This is a genomic window from Salipiger sp. PrR003 (genome assembly GCF_010500785.1).
Classification (GTDB): domain Bacteria; phylum Pseudomonadota; class Alphaproteobacteria; order Rhodobacterales; family Rhodobacteraceae; genus Salipiger; species Salipiger pacificus_A.
On sequence record NZ_JAAGOV010000056.1, the window covers coordinates 1 to 15,593 of the forward strand.

Consider the following 15,593-nt stretch of genomic DNA (forward strand, 5'->3'; position numbering starts at 1 on the left):
GTCGCGGCCTCCGGCGACCGCCTACAGGCGGATGGCAGCGTCACGCCCGTCGATGCTCCGATCAACATGGAGACCGGTGAGTTCAACACCGAGAAGGGCGATCCCGAGCTGATGACCGTCTGGACCGATCCCGACTGGAACCCCGACGTCGAGGCTTTCTACTACGCCCGCGTGCTGCAGCTGCCGACCGCGCGCTGGACGCTCTACGACGAGCTGCGCGAGGGGGTGAGCTACCCCGAGGACGTCAAGCGCGAGCTGGTCGAGCGCGCCTGGGCCTCGCCGATCTGGCACGAGGTCAACTGAGCCGCGCCATGCTGAAGTCGATCCTCAGGGAGCCGCTCGTCCATTTCCTCGTCCTGGGCGGGCTGCTCTTCGCGACATGGAACTGGCTGGCCCCGCAGGAGAGCGCGGGGCCGCAGGCCGAGGTCATCACCCTCGACCAGGCCCGGCTCGATCACTTGCAGACGCTCTGGACCGCGCAGTGGAAGCGCGATCCCGCGCCGGCGGACCTGAAGGCGATCATCGACCGTCACCTGCGGCAGGAGGTCTTCTACCGTGAGGCGCTGCGCATGGGTCTCGACAAGGATGACGACATCATCCGCACCCGGCTGGCGCAGAAGATGGAGGCGGTCTCGAGCGATTTGAGCCTGCTCATGCAGCCCCCCACCGAGGAACAGCTGCGCGCGTTCCACGCCGCGCGCCCTGATCTCTTCACCCTGCCGCAGGCCTACGCCTTCCGGCAGGTTCTCTACCTGCCCGCCGAGGCCGGGGACGAGGTGCTTGAGACCACGCTCGCATCACTGCAGGGGGGCGGAGAGGTCCCGCCCGGCCAGCGCGGCAAGCTGGCGGTGCCGACGGACTGGGCGCTGACCCCGGCGCAGGCGCTGGAGAATTCCTTCGGCGGCGGCTTCGCGGAATCGCTCTCGGAGCTGCCGGTCGGGACATGGTCCGGGCCGGTCCGCTCGGGGCTGGGGCTGCACCTCGTGTTGGTCACGCAAAACCAGCCCGAGCACCTCGCCCCCTTCGAGGAGGTCCGCGACTTCGTCGCCCGGCAGTACGAGTATTACACCGTGCTGGATGCGCAGGAGCAGATGTTCCGAGAACTTCTGAACCGTTACGAGGTCCGCTTCGAAGCCGAGGGCGTGCCTGAGGCGGTACGGCAGGAGTATGCCCGGCCATGATGCTGCGCCTGCTCCCCGCGCTCCTTCTTTGCCTCTGCGCACTGGCCCCCGCGGCGCGTGCGCATGAAATCCGGCCCGCCTTCCTGCAGATCGACGAGGTCGCGCCGCAGCGCTACGAGCTGCTGTGGAAGGTGCCGACCCGCGACGGCATGGTGCAGAACATCCGTCCGAGCTTCGATCCTGCGCTTACGCTGACCCCGGTGCCCGGCGAGACCCTCGTCGAGGGCTTCGTGATCTTCCGCTACGGCCTCACCGGCGGGACGGGGCTGCCCGGCACCCTGCTGCGCATCGACGGGCTGGGCCGCACCACCATCGACACGCTGGTCAATGTCTCGCTGCTGGACGGCACGCATCACAGCTTCCTGCTGCGCCCGCGCGAGCCCGCCGTGACCATCCCGGAGGCGCCCTCGGCCTGGGCCGTGGTGCAGACCTACACGCGGCTTGGCGTGCAGCACATCCTCGAGGGGGTCGATCACCTGGCGTTTGTCGCGGCACTGATGCTGATCGTGCGCGGCTGGCCGATGCTGCTGAAGACCGTCACCGCCTTCACCGTTGCCCATTCGATCACGCTGGCGCTGGCCACCTTCGGCTACGTCTCGCTGCCGCCACCCCCGGTTGAGACGCTGATCGCGCTCAGCATCCTTCTGGTCGCCGTCGAGGCCATCCACCTGCGCCGTGGCCGCTCCAGCCTCGCGACCCGGTGGCCCTGGATCGTCGCCTTTGCCTTCGGCCTACTGCACGGCGTCGGCTTCGCCGGGGCGCTGGTCGAGATCGGACTGCCGCAAACCGACATCCCGCTGGCGCTGCTCTTCTTCAATGTCGGAGTGGAACTGGGCCAGCTTGCCTTCATCGGTGTGCTGCTGGCACTGGTCGCGCTGCTGCGCCGCCTCGTCGCCCTGCCGCGCGCCACTCCGGTCGCTGCTGCCTACGGCATAGGGACCATCGCGACCTTCTGGGTCTTCGAGAGGCTGGACAGCATGTTTTTCTGAGGCAGCATCGATAGGAGAGGCCACTGCATCGAGCGAAAGAGATCATAATTTTCAAGGAGAGCTTTCATCATGCGACATACCCTTGGCACACTTTCTATTTTAGCCACCATTGCGACCCCCGCCGCGGCGCAGGACGTCCACGTTCCGAAAAGCGATTACGCGGCACCTGAAGCCAGCTACTCGCCCTATGTCGATGACCACTACCCGCAGGACGCTTATTTCGGCGACACCCACCTGCACACCTCGTGGTCAGCCGATGCAGGGCTGGCGGGTGCAACGCTGGGGCCAGAGGCGGCCTACCGCGTTGCGCGCGGAGAGGAGATCGAGAGCCAGACTGGCCAGAGATTCAAGCTGATCCGCCCGCTCGACTTCGTCGTCGTCGCCGACCATGCCGAGAACATCGGCATCGCCGACTACCTGATGCGTGGCGATCCCCTGGCGCTCGGCACCGAGGCCGGCAGGCGTTGGTATGAGTACTTCCAAGCCGGCGCCGGCATAGATGCGGCCTATGAATGGAGCGCGGCAAACGCCAAGGGCGAGGACCCGATCGACAACCCCGAAATCGACTCCCGCGTCTGGGACCAGGTGATCGACAACGCTGAACGCTTCTACGAGCCCGGCGTCTTCACCACATTCATTGGCTATGAGTGGACCTCGGGCCCGGGCAGCAACAACCTGCACCGCAATATCATCTTCCGCGACAACGCCGACAGGACGCGCCGGGTGGTGCCCTTCTCGGCGCTGGACAGCGACAACCCCGAGGACCTCTGGCAGTACCTCGCGGCGTATGAGGAGACGACCGGCGGCCGAGTGCTTGCCATCCCGCATAACGGCAACCTGTCGAACGGCATGATGTTCATGCTCGAAACCTTCGACGGAGAACCCTTCGATACCGCTTATGCCGAGACCCGCCAGCGCTTTGAGCGCGTGGTGGAGGTCACCCAGCCCAAGGGTACCGGCGAGGCGCACCCGCTGCTGTCGCCAGACGACGCCTTTGCCGATTTTGAGATCATGGACTCCTCCAATCTCACCGGCACCGTGCCGAAAGAACCCGGGATGCTGAAAACAGAGTATGCCCGCGAGGCATTGAAGCTTGGCCTCGAGGAAGAGGCCCGGCTCGGCACCAACCCGTTCAAGTTCGGCATGATCGGTTCGACCGACAGCCACAACGCCATCCCCTCGACCCGTGAGGAAAACTGGTTTGGCAAGATCTACTTCGTCGAGCCCTCTGAGCACCGCAAGGATGGCATCTTCATCGAGAGTGCGGTCGATCCCAAATATTCAATCTATGACATCGACCTCGGGGCCTCCGGCCTCGCCGCCGCCTGGGCGACCGAGAACACCCGAGAAGCCATCTGGGACGCCTTCGCCCGGCGCGAGGTGTTTGCCACGACGGGCACGCGCCTGAGGGTACGGGTTTTTGCGGGATGGGATTTCGAGGAGCCCGAAGTGCAGCGCCCGGACTTCGCCGCGCAGGGCTATGCCCGTGGCGTGCCCATGGGAGGTGATCTGCGTCCGGGCCCTGAGGGCGCCGCTCCGAAATTCATGGTGCGGGCGCTGCGTGATCCGGACGGCGCAAACCTCGACCGTGTGCAGATCATCAAGGGCTGGCTTGACGCCGAGGGCAACACCCAGGAGAAAATCTGGGACATCGCCTGCGGCGGACGTGAGGTCGTCGGCGAGGTCTGCGAAACCGATGTGGGCAGCACCGTCGACGTTCCCGATGCGAGCTACACCAATGACATCGGCCAGGCTGTTCTGGGCGCGTACTGGGAGGACCCGGAGTTCGATCCGGCGCAAAAGGCCTTTTACTACATCCGGGTCATCGAGATCCCGACACCGCGCTGGACCGCCTATGACGCAAAATACTTCGGGATCGAAATGCCCGATGACGCACCGATGACGGTTCAGGACCGGGCTTACTCTTCGCCGATCTGGTACACACCGGGGTGATTGATTGGTCGGCTTCGGAAGGCTGAAGCCGGCACTGTCGGCAGCCTTCCGAAAGCGTCGAGTGGCCGGGAGCAGTGGGTATTCCTGTCGATCCGTTTCGCGGCGCATGTGGTTTCGTGAATCCTTTCTCACACCCCGGGGCTCGCTGGTACTTGTCGCTCCCCAAGAAATCATGGTTCCGCGGCTGGAAAAGCTTCACTGTTTGAATGTCGCATTCGGGCCTATTCCGTTGAAAAACTCCGCTTGCCTGAAGAGCTGGCCGCTGATTCAATTTGGCTGCGGCAGCTTGAGGTGAACGGCGATGATGGGGTCCCGGCAGGAAGCGCAAGGCGCTCTCTTCTACGAGTTCTCGATCGAAACGCACGTTCCGCCGGACCACATGCTCCGATCAGTTGATCAATTCGTCGACCTGGCCAGCATCCGGCAGCACCTGGCGCCATTCTACAGCTCCACCGGACGACCGTCGGTTGATCCGGAACTGATGATCCGCATGCTTCTGGTGGGTTACATCATGGGCATCCGGTCCGAGCGCCGGCTCTGCGAGGAGGTCCATCTCAACCTTGCCTACCGTTGGTTCTGCCGCCTCGATCTGACCGTCCCGGTGCCGGATCATTCGACCTTTTCCAAAAACCGCGACGGCCGCTTCCGCGACAGTGACCTGTTGCGCCATCTCTTCGAGACCGTGGTGGCGCGCTGCCTCGAGGAGGGCCTCGGCAGCGGCCAGCGCCTCGCCGCGGACGCCAGTATTATCGCGGCTGACGCGAACCGGCAGAACTCCACGCCGAAGTCGGACTGGCAGTCGGGCAGCATCGATCCCATAGACGCGCCTCGGGCTGTCAGGGAATATCTGGACACACTCGATGATGCCGCCTTTGGCGGAGCGAGCCCGGTCGAGCCGAAGTTCACCTCCCATTCCGATCCCGCTTCGCAATGGACCGGGGCTCGGGGAGGTCCGGCCTACTTTGCCTATTCCACCAACTACCTGATCGATACCGACAACGGCGTGATCCTTGATGTGGAGGCCACCCGGTCGATCCGCCAGGCCGAGGTTGGATCGGTGCGGACGATGATCGACCGGGTGAACGATACCTTCGGCATCGCACCGGAACGGCTGATCGCCGACACCGCCTACGGCACCGGCGTCATGCTGGACTGGCTGGATCAGCAGCGCGGCATCGCACCCCATATCCCGGTGTCGACAAGTCAGCCCGTAGGGATGGGACATTCGAGCGCGCCGACTTCGCCTATGATGCCGAGAGGGATGTCTACATCTGCCCGGGCGGCAAGGAGTTGAAGCAAAGCCGCCGGACCTTCACGAAACCCCGGGAGAAAAAACCCGATGAAGATGGCATGCTTCGCTACCGCGCCGGCAAGGCCGATTGCGATGCCTGCGAGTTGAAAGCGCGTTGCTGCCCCAAGGCGCCCTCGCGGAAAATCCTCCGGTCGATCTTCGAGCCCTCCCGGAATCGGGCGCGTGCGATTGCTCAGACGCCCGACTACGCGATCTCCTGCAAGCTCCGGAAGAAGGTGGAGATGCTCTTCGCGCATTTGAAGCGCATTCTGGGCCTCAACCGTCTCCGGTTGCGAGGACCGAGCGGCGCACGAGATGAATTCCACCTCGCAGCCACCGCACAGAACCTCCGGAAGCTCGCAAAGCTCCTTCCGATCCCACAGGTCGCCTTTTGAGGAAAGATAGGCACAGGAGCCGCAAATCCTGGGCGAGGGTCAACGCGATCATCAAGCCGAATTTTTCAACCGAATAGGCTCGAACTGGTCATGCGGCGCTGCGGCGGGGCGCACACAGGTCTCCCCAGGTGCGCCGATAGTCCGGCCCTTAGCCGACCTTCGGGCTGCTTGATGCCAATGGCAGATCAAAGCTAGAAGACTTCCTTTGTCGACTCTTAAGTGCAAAATATTGAACAAAGCGCGAACCTGATCTATACCTAGGTGACGAGACAGCCCTAGGGACAACACATGGAATTCTTTGACAGAAATGGGCAAGCCGCCTGCTACTCGCCAGACGGCGAAAACCTCTACCTGTGGAGCGGTGAGCCGGTGGGCTACGTCGCAGGCGACAAAGTCTATTCTTTCTCGGGTCGCTTGCTTGGTTGGATCGCCAACGGCTGGCTCTACGACAGGTCTAACCAACCAGCTCTTTTCTCCGCCGATGCCTCCGGTGGCCCGATGCGCCCCATGCGGTCGATGAAGCCAATGAAGTCGATGCGGCAGATGAGACCCATGAAAGCAATGCGTCAGGCTCCTCATGCCAAGGCTGCACGCGGCATAGGCTGGTCTAGCTGTGCCAATGGCCTCTACTTCCGGCAATGAGGGACGCCAAATGACGACGATGAATTGGGATTTCACAATAAAGCTAACTGACATCGCTATCGTAGTCGCTGCTTTGCTGGGGCCAGTGTTGGCCGTGCAGGCGCAGAAATGGCTTGAACGCAGGCGGGACGTGAAGGAGCGGCAACTCGCCATCTTCCGAACCCTGATGGCGACACGGGCCGCAATGCTCTCGCCCCAGCACGTCGAAGCCCTCAACGCCGTGCCTGTCGAGTTCTATGGGTCGAGCGGTAAGCTCAAGCAGATCAACGATGCCTGGAAGCTATACTTCGATCACCACACAACTGACGGTCCAGCTACCGACGCATGGGCACAGAAGCGGCTCGACCTATTCCAAGACATACTGCACCTCATGTCGCAGTTCCTTGGCTATAACTTCAGCAAAGCGCAGCTCGCCCGTGACATATACTCGCCCCGCGCCCACGGCGACCTTGAGACTGAACAAACCATCATCCGCAGGGGTCTGGTCGGGCTGTTCAAGGGCGACATTGCGCTGCCGCTGGCCGTCAAGGAATTTCCTGCCGCCGATCCCGCCAGCGCTGAACTGCAAGCCGCGCTGCAACAGGTGCTGACCGACGCATTGCAAGGGGTGAAGCCATTGGTCCTGTCCCGCGACAAGACCGAAGACAAATCGGAGTGTGACTAGCAGGAGCCCAGGCGGTTTCCGATAGCCGAGTTCGGACGAGCGCAGTCCCGTCCCGCACAGCATTGCCCCACCCGCTGTCAAATTTCGCAGTCGTAGCGAAAGCCCGTAATGACGGGCCGCATTGGGGCACTTTGAAGTAGGATTGTGCCTTTGACCGGCGTCACGGTCCCGACTCTGCAAACTCCGTTTCCTGCACATAGCTGACCTTGGCGCAAACTGCAGCGAATGACCGCTTCCCGCCCTTCGAGGCAGGTCAGTTCGCCTTCCTGCGCCGGACGTGAGCGGTGTCTACGGGCCGGTTGAAGCCATCACTCTGTTCCCAGAGCCGCGACGCTCAGCGTCTTCTTGGGTAGCGTTGTGTCAACTGGCCCAGGAAGCCCCCGCGAGGCGTCACTCAGGTCTGATCTCGCGCTGGTGGCGGCCAAGGAGGGCGACCAGTCTTCGGCCAGAAATTACCTTCTGACGCTTGAGGTGGATAAGGCCTCGTTCGACCGGGTCGAGGTCAACGCCTTCTCCACAGACGCGCGCAATGGTGTCGGCGTAGACATCGGTTGCCGTGATGGGCACCTGACAATTTCTCCGACGCTGATATCGGTTCAGGATCGTAGCGACAGTTTGCGTCTGCATCATAGTCTTCGTCAGAGCTTCCACCGTTTCAAAGCAACCTTGTGTTCAGGGTCTCACCATCGCGAGCGCCGCTGCGCCATGCCCAGGAGCGCATAGCGACGGCACGACGGCCCTCCGCGACGTCATTTCACGAACCGCACATCCCCTTCATACGCGAAAGGCGCCGGAGCGTCTGCTCCAGCACCTCTATCAACGCCCTTCAGAGAGCAGTCCAAAGACACGAGGCGATACGTTTCGCCCTTGACACCCCTTGCGCAGACTTATGCTTCCGTTTGCGCATTCATCTGCTTTCTCTGACTCTTTAGTCAGAGAAAGCAGATGAATGCGCAAAATCAATCACTTCCGATTCGGCGCCAGGAATCCATAAACATTTTCAACAACTTGCCGGCCGCGATTTCCAGAGTGAAAGCATATGCCTGCGCAGAAACCAAAAACCTGCGCAGCATCAGAGGCTTATCTCATGGGGTCATCCAAGCGGCAGCATCCGGGCATGAAAAAACCCGCGCCGAAGCGCGGGTTTCTCGAAGTCTGAATTCTCTGGGAAGATCAGGTGCCGATGGCAGCCCGGAACGGCTTGTCCCTCCGGAACATCCTCTCGTAGCTGTCATGTGTGAAGGGCGTCGCCAGCTGGTTCATTCCGGTTTTCTCACACCAGGCCGCCACGAAATCCGACCGCTCAATCACCCCTTCCCTCTTGGCAACGGCAAGTGCCACGGCATCGACGACCAGGTCGATCACCAAGCCCCACCGGAATGCGCCGGCAGTCGCAAGGCGGTGCAGGAAATCTCCCGTCGGTAGGCCGGCATCTACATTGAGCCCCGCGCTGATCGCGTAGCTCCCGACGATTTCATTGAGGGTTTCGTAGTCCTGCGCTGGATGCCCGGGCGCACTGCTCAGATCGATTTCCTGGAACTCGATCCTGGTCATCAGCCGATCGAGCTGTGGCTCGCGTTGCACGTAGTCTCCCAGTTCCGGAACACCCGAAAGGATCAACATGAGGGGCCAGTCGTGTGACTTCATGAGCGTCTTGAACGCATCCAGGACGCTCAGAACCTCGGCATCCGACTTTCCGCGCATGATATGCTGGGCCTCGTCGTAGTAGATCCCGATGACGCCCTGAAGCTTGGCCTGCTTGATGACCAAATCCCAGATTTCAAACTGCGTCCGGCGGGTCTTGTTCGTAATCGGATAGCCCAAGGCGTGCAGGGTCTTGCGGCCAAGGTCCTTCCAGCTCCCTTTCGCTTCAAGCACGCAACTTGCAAACCTCACCTGCTTGCCGTCCGGCATGGGAACAGCACTCTTGTTGAACCGGTCCAGCATGTCCGAGATCTCGGCTGTCTTGCCCGAACCGGACAGCCCCGTCACAAGGAGGCTACGTGCCTCGAAGCCCTTCCCGGACCGCAGACGCCCCAAGTGGCGACTGAAGAGCTGCGCGAAGGTCTGCTGAAGTTCCTCGCCCCTGGCGAGCGGGAAATGACGCTGCGCCAGGTCCGCATTCAGGTTTGCCAACGAGGGAATGATGAAGGGGTTGGTCACAATTTGCTATCCTTGATGGGGCCGAAGGTCATGGCCTTAATGTCGTCAGAGTCTGGCGCCGAAGTTGTCCCCGTCTCTGGGGGCCCATCCGCCTGTCCAGCGAACCGCGGCGACGATGTACTCGCCCTGGGAGGCGTCGAAGCGGATGGCGGTTTAAACGGAGCCGTACCGGCTGGGCGTGCCGGCACCACACCCGACGTGCGGCCCCTGCTCATGAGCTGCCCGGGAGCAGCAGTGGCGCCGATGTAGGCGGCGGGGCGCGTTTCAACCTGAAGCAGTTCGCTTGCGCGAGCCTCGAGTTGCGCGAGTGTCTGGTAGCTCGACGGATCGCGTGAATCCGGGAAGAAACCGGAGTCGCGCGCGCGACGTGCGCGAGCTTCTCTCAAATGTCGGTCATGCAGCTCACGCAGCGTCGGGTTGGATCTCGACGCTGCCTCCATGATCTCAATGGCCTCCTCGAGCGATTGGTCTTTGAAGACAGTCATGCTCAGCTCTGCCTCCATGACCTCCTCCACTCCCTCGGCGGTTACATAGACCTTGCGGAGGTCATCGGGGTCGAGATGAACCGTAACCCGCTTGGACTTGCCATCATCGAAGCGCACGAGCTGGCTCGAATTGAAGGGGATGTTGAAGGCTCGAACACCATCAGAAGTCGTGGTCGCAATGACCTTGGCGCCAAGATGGAGACACCTGTCACGCTGGGAGGGCGCCTCAATAGCGCCATATCGCTTCTGCGCTTCCTCTCGCTTCTGGCGTGGGGTCGCCCCGTTCATCCCGGTGCCGCGATGCGGTCGGAAGGGATACTCGTCGATGAAGTACCGCGTGATGATGCCGTAAAGCTGATCATGGCTGAGCTTGGCAGAATTCTTCGGGTCGTACCCGGTCAACTCTCCAGGACGACTGCCCGTGTACCCAGGCAGGGTATTGAGCACCTGCCACTGCAGTGTCCCGAACACCCGTTCGACCACTTGCTTATCCAGGGGCTGGTAGGCACGTGCAGTCATGACGCTCATGCCCATACCAAGTTGGCTGGCATAGACGTCGGCATTTCGAGTGGCGGTACCATTGTCGGCTAGGCTGAGGCCCAGCCGCACGGGAGGCACTGGCTCCTGCCTGCATCCGTAGCGGACCTTTTCCTTGGTCTTGTCCCGCGTCGCCATCCGAAGCAGCGCTTTGGTATGGTCGGCGTCTGCTGTCTCGGAGATAACCCAACCAAGCACCTCGCGGGTCGCGACGTCGATAATCAGGTGAAGCCAGCAGCGCCGGACCTCGTTGTCCGCGAGCTCTTGTGGTGCCTGCTTGGGATCGATCACCTTCGCTCTCACGACGCCGTCGCCAGAGGTGAAGATCGACAGCAGGCACTGATCGGTTTCGAACTTCTCGCCGAACGCCAGGGCCCGCACGTCTGTTGAACCGGGTCCCTTTACGTTCGTCGCGTGCCGCTTGCCGCCCCGACCGATAACGCGCACGACTTCCGAGATGGCCTTGATCCTGCTTCGGATCGTCGTGATCGTCGGAAAACTGATACATTGCGCGATCTCCTGGGGAGAGCGGTAAAACTCCTCCTTCGCCTGTGCGTAGAGTTCGGCCAGCTTCGGCTTCTGTGGAACTAGCCAACAATCCAGCACGAAACTGATGAATCGCTCCTGCCAATCCCAGAGCCTGGGTTCCCGGCGTCCTTTCTTATGATCGCGGTCGGCCAGAACCACCGGGTTGCGATCAAAGCGATGATAGACATCATAATAGCTGGCGAGAGTACGCCCCTGAGGAACATCAAAGCCGGCGGCCAGCTTGCCGCCCCGTCGAGTTCTGAGGAAGTTGAAACCAGGTGCGATCCTGTCAGCTCGCTCCAGCACAAGACGGCGATGTTTCCCGGCCTTGTCCATGGAGCGCTGAGTGAGTTTTTCGCCCTCTTCACGTAGCGCGTCCTGGGCCAATACGAGGGCCAGACGGCCCTGCACGATACGCTGGGTCTCTTCCGGAAACTGCTCCACGCGTTCAATGCCGCCGGTGTACTCCAGAAGGGCATACCTCTTCTCTGCATCCGCCGGCTTGTTCACCTCGCAATCTCGCTCCCGGATTGCATCGTCGACCCGTTCAACCGTCAGGCTGAAGCACTCACCGCTGTCGAGACACCGCACCGCATATCCGCTCTCCTCGCGAACCGACACCATCAGTTCGCGGCCATCCAGCTTCAGGATGGATCCCTTGGGGATGTTGTAGAGCGGCTGCGAAGTCATGCGTTCAGAGCGACGCGGGAGGGGTAGTCGATGACCCCATGCATGTCCGTCCAGAGCACATTCTGGCCGATGAGCCGCATCGCCGCCTGGTAGCAGCGACCCGGCTCGAAGTCGCAATTCGCGATCAGATCGCTCAGATACCAGTAGTTGGTCATGCGCGCGGCATCTTCGACGATCTTGTCGGCTTCGGCATCTACAAGCTGCAGATAGTCCCAGATACGGCGCAGGTTGTCGCGGTATGCCCGCGTGTAATCATCGGTGCAGACGACCATGCAGTCGTCAGCGAAGTCCTCGGTGACCGCGGCGAAGATGTCGTCGATCTCGTCCTGGGTTTCGCGCTTCGCCAAGCTCGTCGCGTTGCGCACGAAAACCGCGCGCCGGTACCCATCCTTGAAGGTGAGCCGCAAATCGAAATGATGGGGGTACACTCCCCTCTGGCGACGGCAATAGTAGTAAACAGGCGCAAGCTGCACTTCCAGTCCATAGAGCTCGGGGCTGCGAAGGGCATCCAGGGTGACGGCGTATTCGGACTCGCCATCATAATGGTAGACCTGCCGGATGCCGCCCGTCATCGGCGTTGCGATCGCAACCGACACCCGCTTGGCCGTGTCGCTGCGGGTCAGCGGATTGAGAGCACCAGCATAGGGAAGCACCCCGTGGATCGGTGCCACCACCAGGGCTGGCTGTTTCTTCTTGGGTGCCGGTTGGTCTTGCAACCATTCTTCGTAATTCGACATGCCGTCTCCGTTCCCGGAAACGAGGCGTTTCCGGAGTAGTCATATTCTCATCCTGGAGCTCAGACCGCGCTTGCCCGGACCGTTTTCGGCCTCTAGCTTGGCAAGTGATACACGGGCGATCTTTGCCCCAACTTCCAGGCGCGCACCCGAGGGTGCGCGTTTTCTTTTGCGCAGGACGTGGACGTCATGGACCGCCGACCTTGCACAAGGGGAAGGTCCGCGAATCCGCTGAAAATCCAAAACAGAAAAATGCGCCCGGCCTTCAAGGCTCTTGCCGGATTGGAGTCAACCCACTGAAAATGCGAAAAAATATCATGTACATTTTCTTGAGATGGCCATGTTGAAGACCGCAGGCGCCACGTTCTAGGAGCCGGCAGGACGATGGCGGACATGTTTTCGCAAGGCGATGTACAGAACATCGCGAGAAGAAAGTTGCAGCTCTCCCGCCAAGTGATCAGCTATGACGGAAACACAATGGCAATTCGATCGTGCCCTGATTGTGCGCCGCGCCGCTGTCGACGTTCCCGCAAAATCCGCCCAACTTTGGCGCCAGCGATGGGCGAGCCAATGGGTGCAGATAGTCCGGCGGTTTGCAGATCGGTAAGCTTGTGTCCTTGGCGGGAACAATCTCTAGAAGCGTTAAACGTCGGTCTCAATGCTTGGAAATGGAAGCCGCCCGGCGTCAGCTTTTCACTTCGCTATGGCAGGTATGCTGATGAGACAGCTCTGCTCCGCGCACATGAGGTATAACCCGCAGGAATGCATAAGCAATAAATTTGCCTTTGAACTACTGAGCGGGCACTCCGATAAACCTCTCGACATCAAGCAATCGGATTGAGGAACGACCCATTGGACCAGGCAGCGACAGTGTCTTCCCGAGACCACAAAGCCCCATATGAGATTGTCGGAGAACTTGCGCGCTACATTGTTCAAGCGCGTGACGCCGCAGTGCCCTCCGCGGCCAAGGATCCCGCGCTACAGTGTATATTTGATCTCATCGTGGCTTCCATCGTTGGATTTAGCGACCCGGGACCGACCTCACTTCGCCAAGCCGCCGTAGAGCTTTACGCACCCGGCCACGCTACGATCTGGTTCGCCGACCAGACCCGCAGCGCTATAGGTGCGGCCTGGGCCAACAGCAGCGCTGCGGCGGCCAAGGATCTCGATGACGGCAACCGTTTTGCCGCCGGTCATCCGGGCGCCGCGATCATTCCCGCGGCCCTGGCTACCGCGCAGGAGGTCGGCGCAACGCTAGACCAGACCCTCGCCGCTATTGTCCTCGGCTACGAGGTCGCGGTGACCGTCGGCTCGGCGCGCACGACCTACGGCAGCTCGGGAACTTGGACGCCGTTCGGTGTGGTGGCCGCAGTTGCCGCGCTGCGCGGCACCCCACTTGGGGCCATTGAGCACGCGCTGGCGATCGTCGGCGAAAGCGCCCCTAACCAAAGCTTCGCGGGCGGACCTTCGCCGCGCATCCCGCATCCCGAAGGGGCCTCCGTCAAGGAAGGCATCCCCTGGGGCGTTGTCACGGGCATGACCGCAGTCGTCATGGCCGAAGCCGGCCACACCGGACCGCGCAACATTCTGGACAGCCGCCGCCACTACGTCTTCCCTGAGGACCTGCGCCTGGGCACCGCACTGCACATTTGCCAGACTTACTTCAAGCCCTACGCTTGCTGCCGCCACATCCACGCGCCGCTTGCCGCCTTGCATCAGGTGATGGCAGAACACGGGGTCAGCGGCGCGGAAATCGACGCGATCCACGTCGAAACCCATCCTCCTGCCTTGCGCATTTCGAATAAGGCCGATCCGGTGAACCTGGTCGACGTGCAGTACAGCATACCCTTCGACCTGGCGCTGTCCGCGTTGCACGGGCCAGAGATGCTTACACCGGTGACCGAGGCTTCCCTCTCGCTTCCGGGCGTCAGGGAGCTGGCCCGGAAGGTCACGCTGGAGGCGAGCGACGCATTCGCCGAGTCCTACCCCAACGAGATCCTTGGCCGCGTGACCCTGACCTGTGGGGACCGCGTTCTGACCTCGGCACCAACCCCGCCCGAGGGTGAGCCGCTGATGAGCTGGCAAGAACTGGACACCAAGTTCCGACGTGCCACCCGCCTGGCGCTTCAGATGGATCGGCAGCAGGCGATCTTGGGCGCAATAGCATCCCTCAAGGCCGGAGAGATGCGCCCGCTTCTGTCCCAGCTTTCCACACCGCTTTGACCGGAAAACGCCGGCCCCTGTCTGGGACCGGCGTTCACCCTTTTTCGTGCGAGGCGCCTGCGCCCTACGCCAGACCAAGCAGAGCCCGAAGCCCCGATGCGCCCTCTCGCGGCAGCAGGTCGTTCAGGGCTCTGTAATTCCGGCCGTGGCAGGCGCCAAGGATCTTGATGCCACTTTCGTGCAGCGGCGCGGGAACGCCTGCCATCTCTGCAAGCATGACCAGCGGCACCAGGCCGAAAGGCACGTCTTCGGTGATGTATCGGGTCTCGGGATCGACCGGCCCCAGAGGATCGGTTCCGGCCGCGACACGTGCGCGGAATACCGCGTCCAGCCCGCCCTCTGCCTGCGGCCTCACCCTGCGGCCAAAACCGCGAGCAATCGCCAGCCGCTCTGCATCCAGCCCTTCAAGGAAGCGGGCGACGGAAGGCGTCATCAGCGAGTTCTGATGCCACTGCTCCCCAGTCTCTATCCGGGTCAGGTTGCACAGAGCCATGGCCAGGTGAGTCTGCGGGTTGAGGTTGCTGAGGGCGTTGTCCAGAAGGTCGCCGCCATGTTGGAACCGCGGACCAAAGAGCGCCTCGCAAAGCGCCAGGGCGCCGGCGATGTCGCCCCCCGGCAAAGTGCAGATCTCTACCCGCTTGCGCAGCGCCCCCACTCGGATCGCCGGAGGTTCGGGGCTCTTGCAGGTCATGGCGGTGGTGTTCCAGCAGATCACCGGCAGGGACAGGCCCCGCGCGTGCAACGCTTGCCCGAGGTGCAGCGCCGCAAAGGACAGGTGGGCGCTGATGATGATGCTCTGCCCGTCGCGCAGATGCGGCAACAGCGCGTCCAGCACGGCGCGGTGGCCAGTGGCCGGCAAGGCCAGGATGAGGACTTCTGCCTGGGCCAGCTCTGCGATATCCGCGGCCAGCTTGGGTGCGAAACGCTCCTCGACAGCGCCTGAAACGACAAGTTCAGTCACCACCCGCAATTCTGCACCGGAAACGCCGCGCGGCGACCACATCCGGGGGCTGTGCCCCGCGTTGGAGAGATAGGCGAAGTAGGCGCGCGCGATACTGCCCGCGCCGACGATACCGACGTTCATGGAGCTTCCTTCGGGTGCGTGCGCCGCTCCCAAG

The 15,593-nt window shown here is 62.1% G+C and carries 12 protein-coding genes and 1 pseudogene; 8 read left to right on the plus strand and 5 right to left on the minus strand.

What is annotated here, in order from left to right:
* The 7 genes and pseudogenes from G0D83_RS20820 to G0D83_RS20850 all read left to right on the plus strand — a co-directional run.
* Positions 1-303, plus strand: a 303-nt coding sequence (locus tag G0D83_RS20820) for a DUF3604 domain-containing protein (protein ID WP_164196627.1), incomplete at its 5' end; no start/stop codon positions are given.
* A gap of 8 nt (positions 304-311) precedes the next feature.
* A complete protein-coding gene (locus G0D83_RS20825) occupies positions 312-1,181 on the plus strand; it encodes a peptidyl-prolyl cis-trans isomerase (protein WP_164196628.1) in 870 nt (289 codons plus the stop codon).
* The gene (locus G0D83_RS20830) at positions 1,178-2,170 is read left to right on the plus strand and encodes a HupE/UreJ family protein (RefSeq protein WP_203595631.1); all 993 of its coding nucleotides are present in this window, start codon (positions 1,178-1,180) and stop codon (positions 2,168-2,170) included. Before G0D83_RS20825 ends, G0D83_RS20830 begins: the two co-directional genes overlap by 4 nt.
* A 69-nt stretch (positions 2,171-2,239) precedes the next feature.
* The gene (locus tag G0D83_RS20835; protein ID WP_164196629.1) at positions 2,240-4,123 is read left to right on the plus strand and encodes a DUF3604 domain-containing protein; all 1,884 of its coding nucleotides are present in this window, start codon (positions 2,240-2,242) and stop codon (positions 4,121-4,123) included.
* Positions 4,124-4,424: 301 nt separating this feature from the next.
* Positions 4,425-5,809: pseudogene (locus tag G0D83_RS20840) on the plus strand (transposase).
* Between the two features lie 288 nt (positions 5,810-6,097).
* Complete coding sequence (locus G0D83_RS20845; RefSeq protein ID WP_164196630.1) at positions 6,098-6,451, plus strand: 4-fold beta flower protein; 354 nt, start codon at positions 6,098-6,100, stop codon at positions 6,449-6,451.
* A 10-nt stretch (positions 6,452-6,461) separates the two neighbouring features.
* Positions 6,462-7,115 (plus strand): DUF6680 family protein, encoded by a 654-nt coding sequence (locus G0D83_RS20850; protein WP_164196631.1) that lies wholly within the window; start codon positions 6,462-6,464, stop codon positions 7,113-7,115.
* Between the two features lie 390 nt (positions 7,116-7,505).
* Here the strand turns inward: G0D83_RS20850 and G0D83_RS20855 are convergent, their stop codons facing one another.
* The 4 genes from G0D83_RS20855 to G0D83_RS20870 all read right to left on the minus strand — a co-directional run bounded on the left by G0D83_RS20855 (position 7,506) and on the right by G0D83_RS20870 (position 12,255).
* Complete coding sequence (locus G0D83_RS20855; RefSeq protein WP_164196632.1) at positions 7,506-7,682, minus strand: hypothetical protein; 177 nt, start codon at positions 7,680-7,682, stop codon at positions 7,506-7,508.
* A 606-nt stretch (positions 7,683-8,288) separates the two neighbouring features.
* Positions 8,289-9,278 carry an ATP-binding protein gene (locus G0D83_RS20860; RefSeq protein ID WP_164196633.1) on the minus strand — a complete coding sequence of 330 codons (990 nt, stop codon included), beginning with the start codon at positions 9,276-9,278 and terminating at the stop codon, positions 8,289-8,291.
* Positions 9,275-11,518, minus strand: coding sequence for a Mu transposase C-terminal domain-containing protein (locus tag G0D83_RS20865; RefSeq protein WP_164196634.1), 2,244 nt, complete (start codon positions 11,516-11,518; stop codon positions 9,275-9,277). Before G0D83_RS20865 ends, G0D83_RS20860 begins: the two co-directional genes overlap by 4 nt.
* Entirely contained in the window at positions 11,515-12,255 is a 741-nt protein-coding gene (locus tag G0D83_RS20870; protein WP_164196635.1) for a hypothetical protein, read from the minus strand. The genes G0D83_RS20865 and G0D83_RS20870 overlap by 4 nt, the downstream gene beginning before the upstream one ends.
* Before the next feature lie 867 nt (positions 12,256-13,122).
* On the opposite strand from G0D83_RS20870, the gene G0D83_RS20875 reads away from it, so the two are divergent.
* Positions 13,123-14,475 carry an MmgE/PrpD family protein gene (locus G0D83_RS20875; RefSeq protein WP_370457291.1) on the plus strand — a complete coding sequence of 451 codons (1,353 nt, stop codon included), beginning with the start codon at positions 13,123-13,125 and terminating at the stop codon, positions 14,473-14,475.
* A 64-nt stretch (positions 14,476-14,539) separates the two neighbouring features.
* Here G0D83_RS20875 and G0D83_RS20880 read toward each other — a convergent pair whose 3' ends face one another.
* Complete coding sequence (locus tag G0D83_RS20880) at positions 14,540-15,559, minus strand: NAD/NADP octopine/nopaline dehydrogenase family protein (protein ID WP_164196637.1); 1,020 nt, start codon at positions 15,557-15,559, stop codon at positions 14,540-14,542.
* Positions 15,560-15,593: the final 34 nt, after the last annotated feature.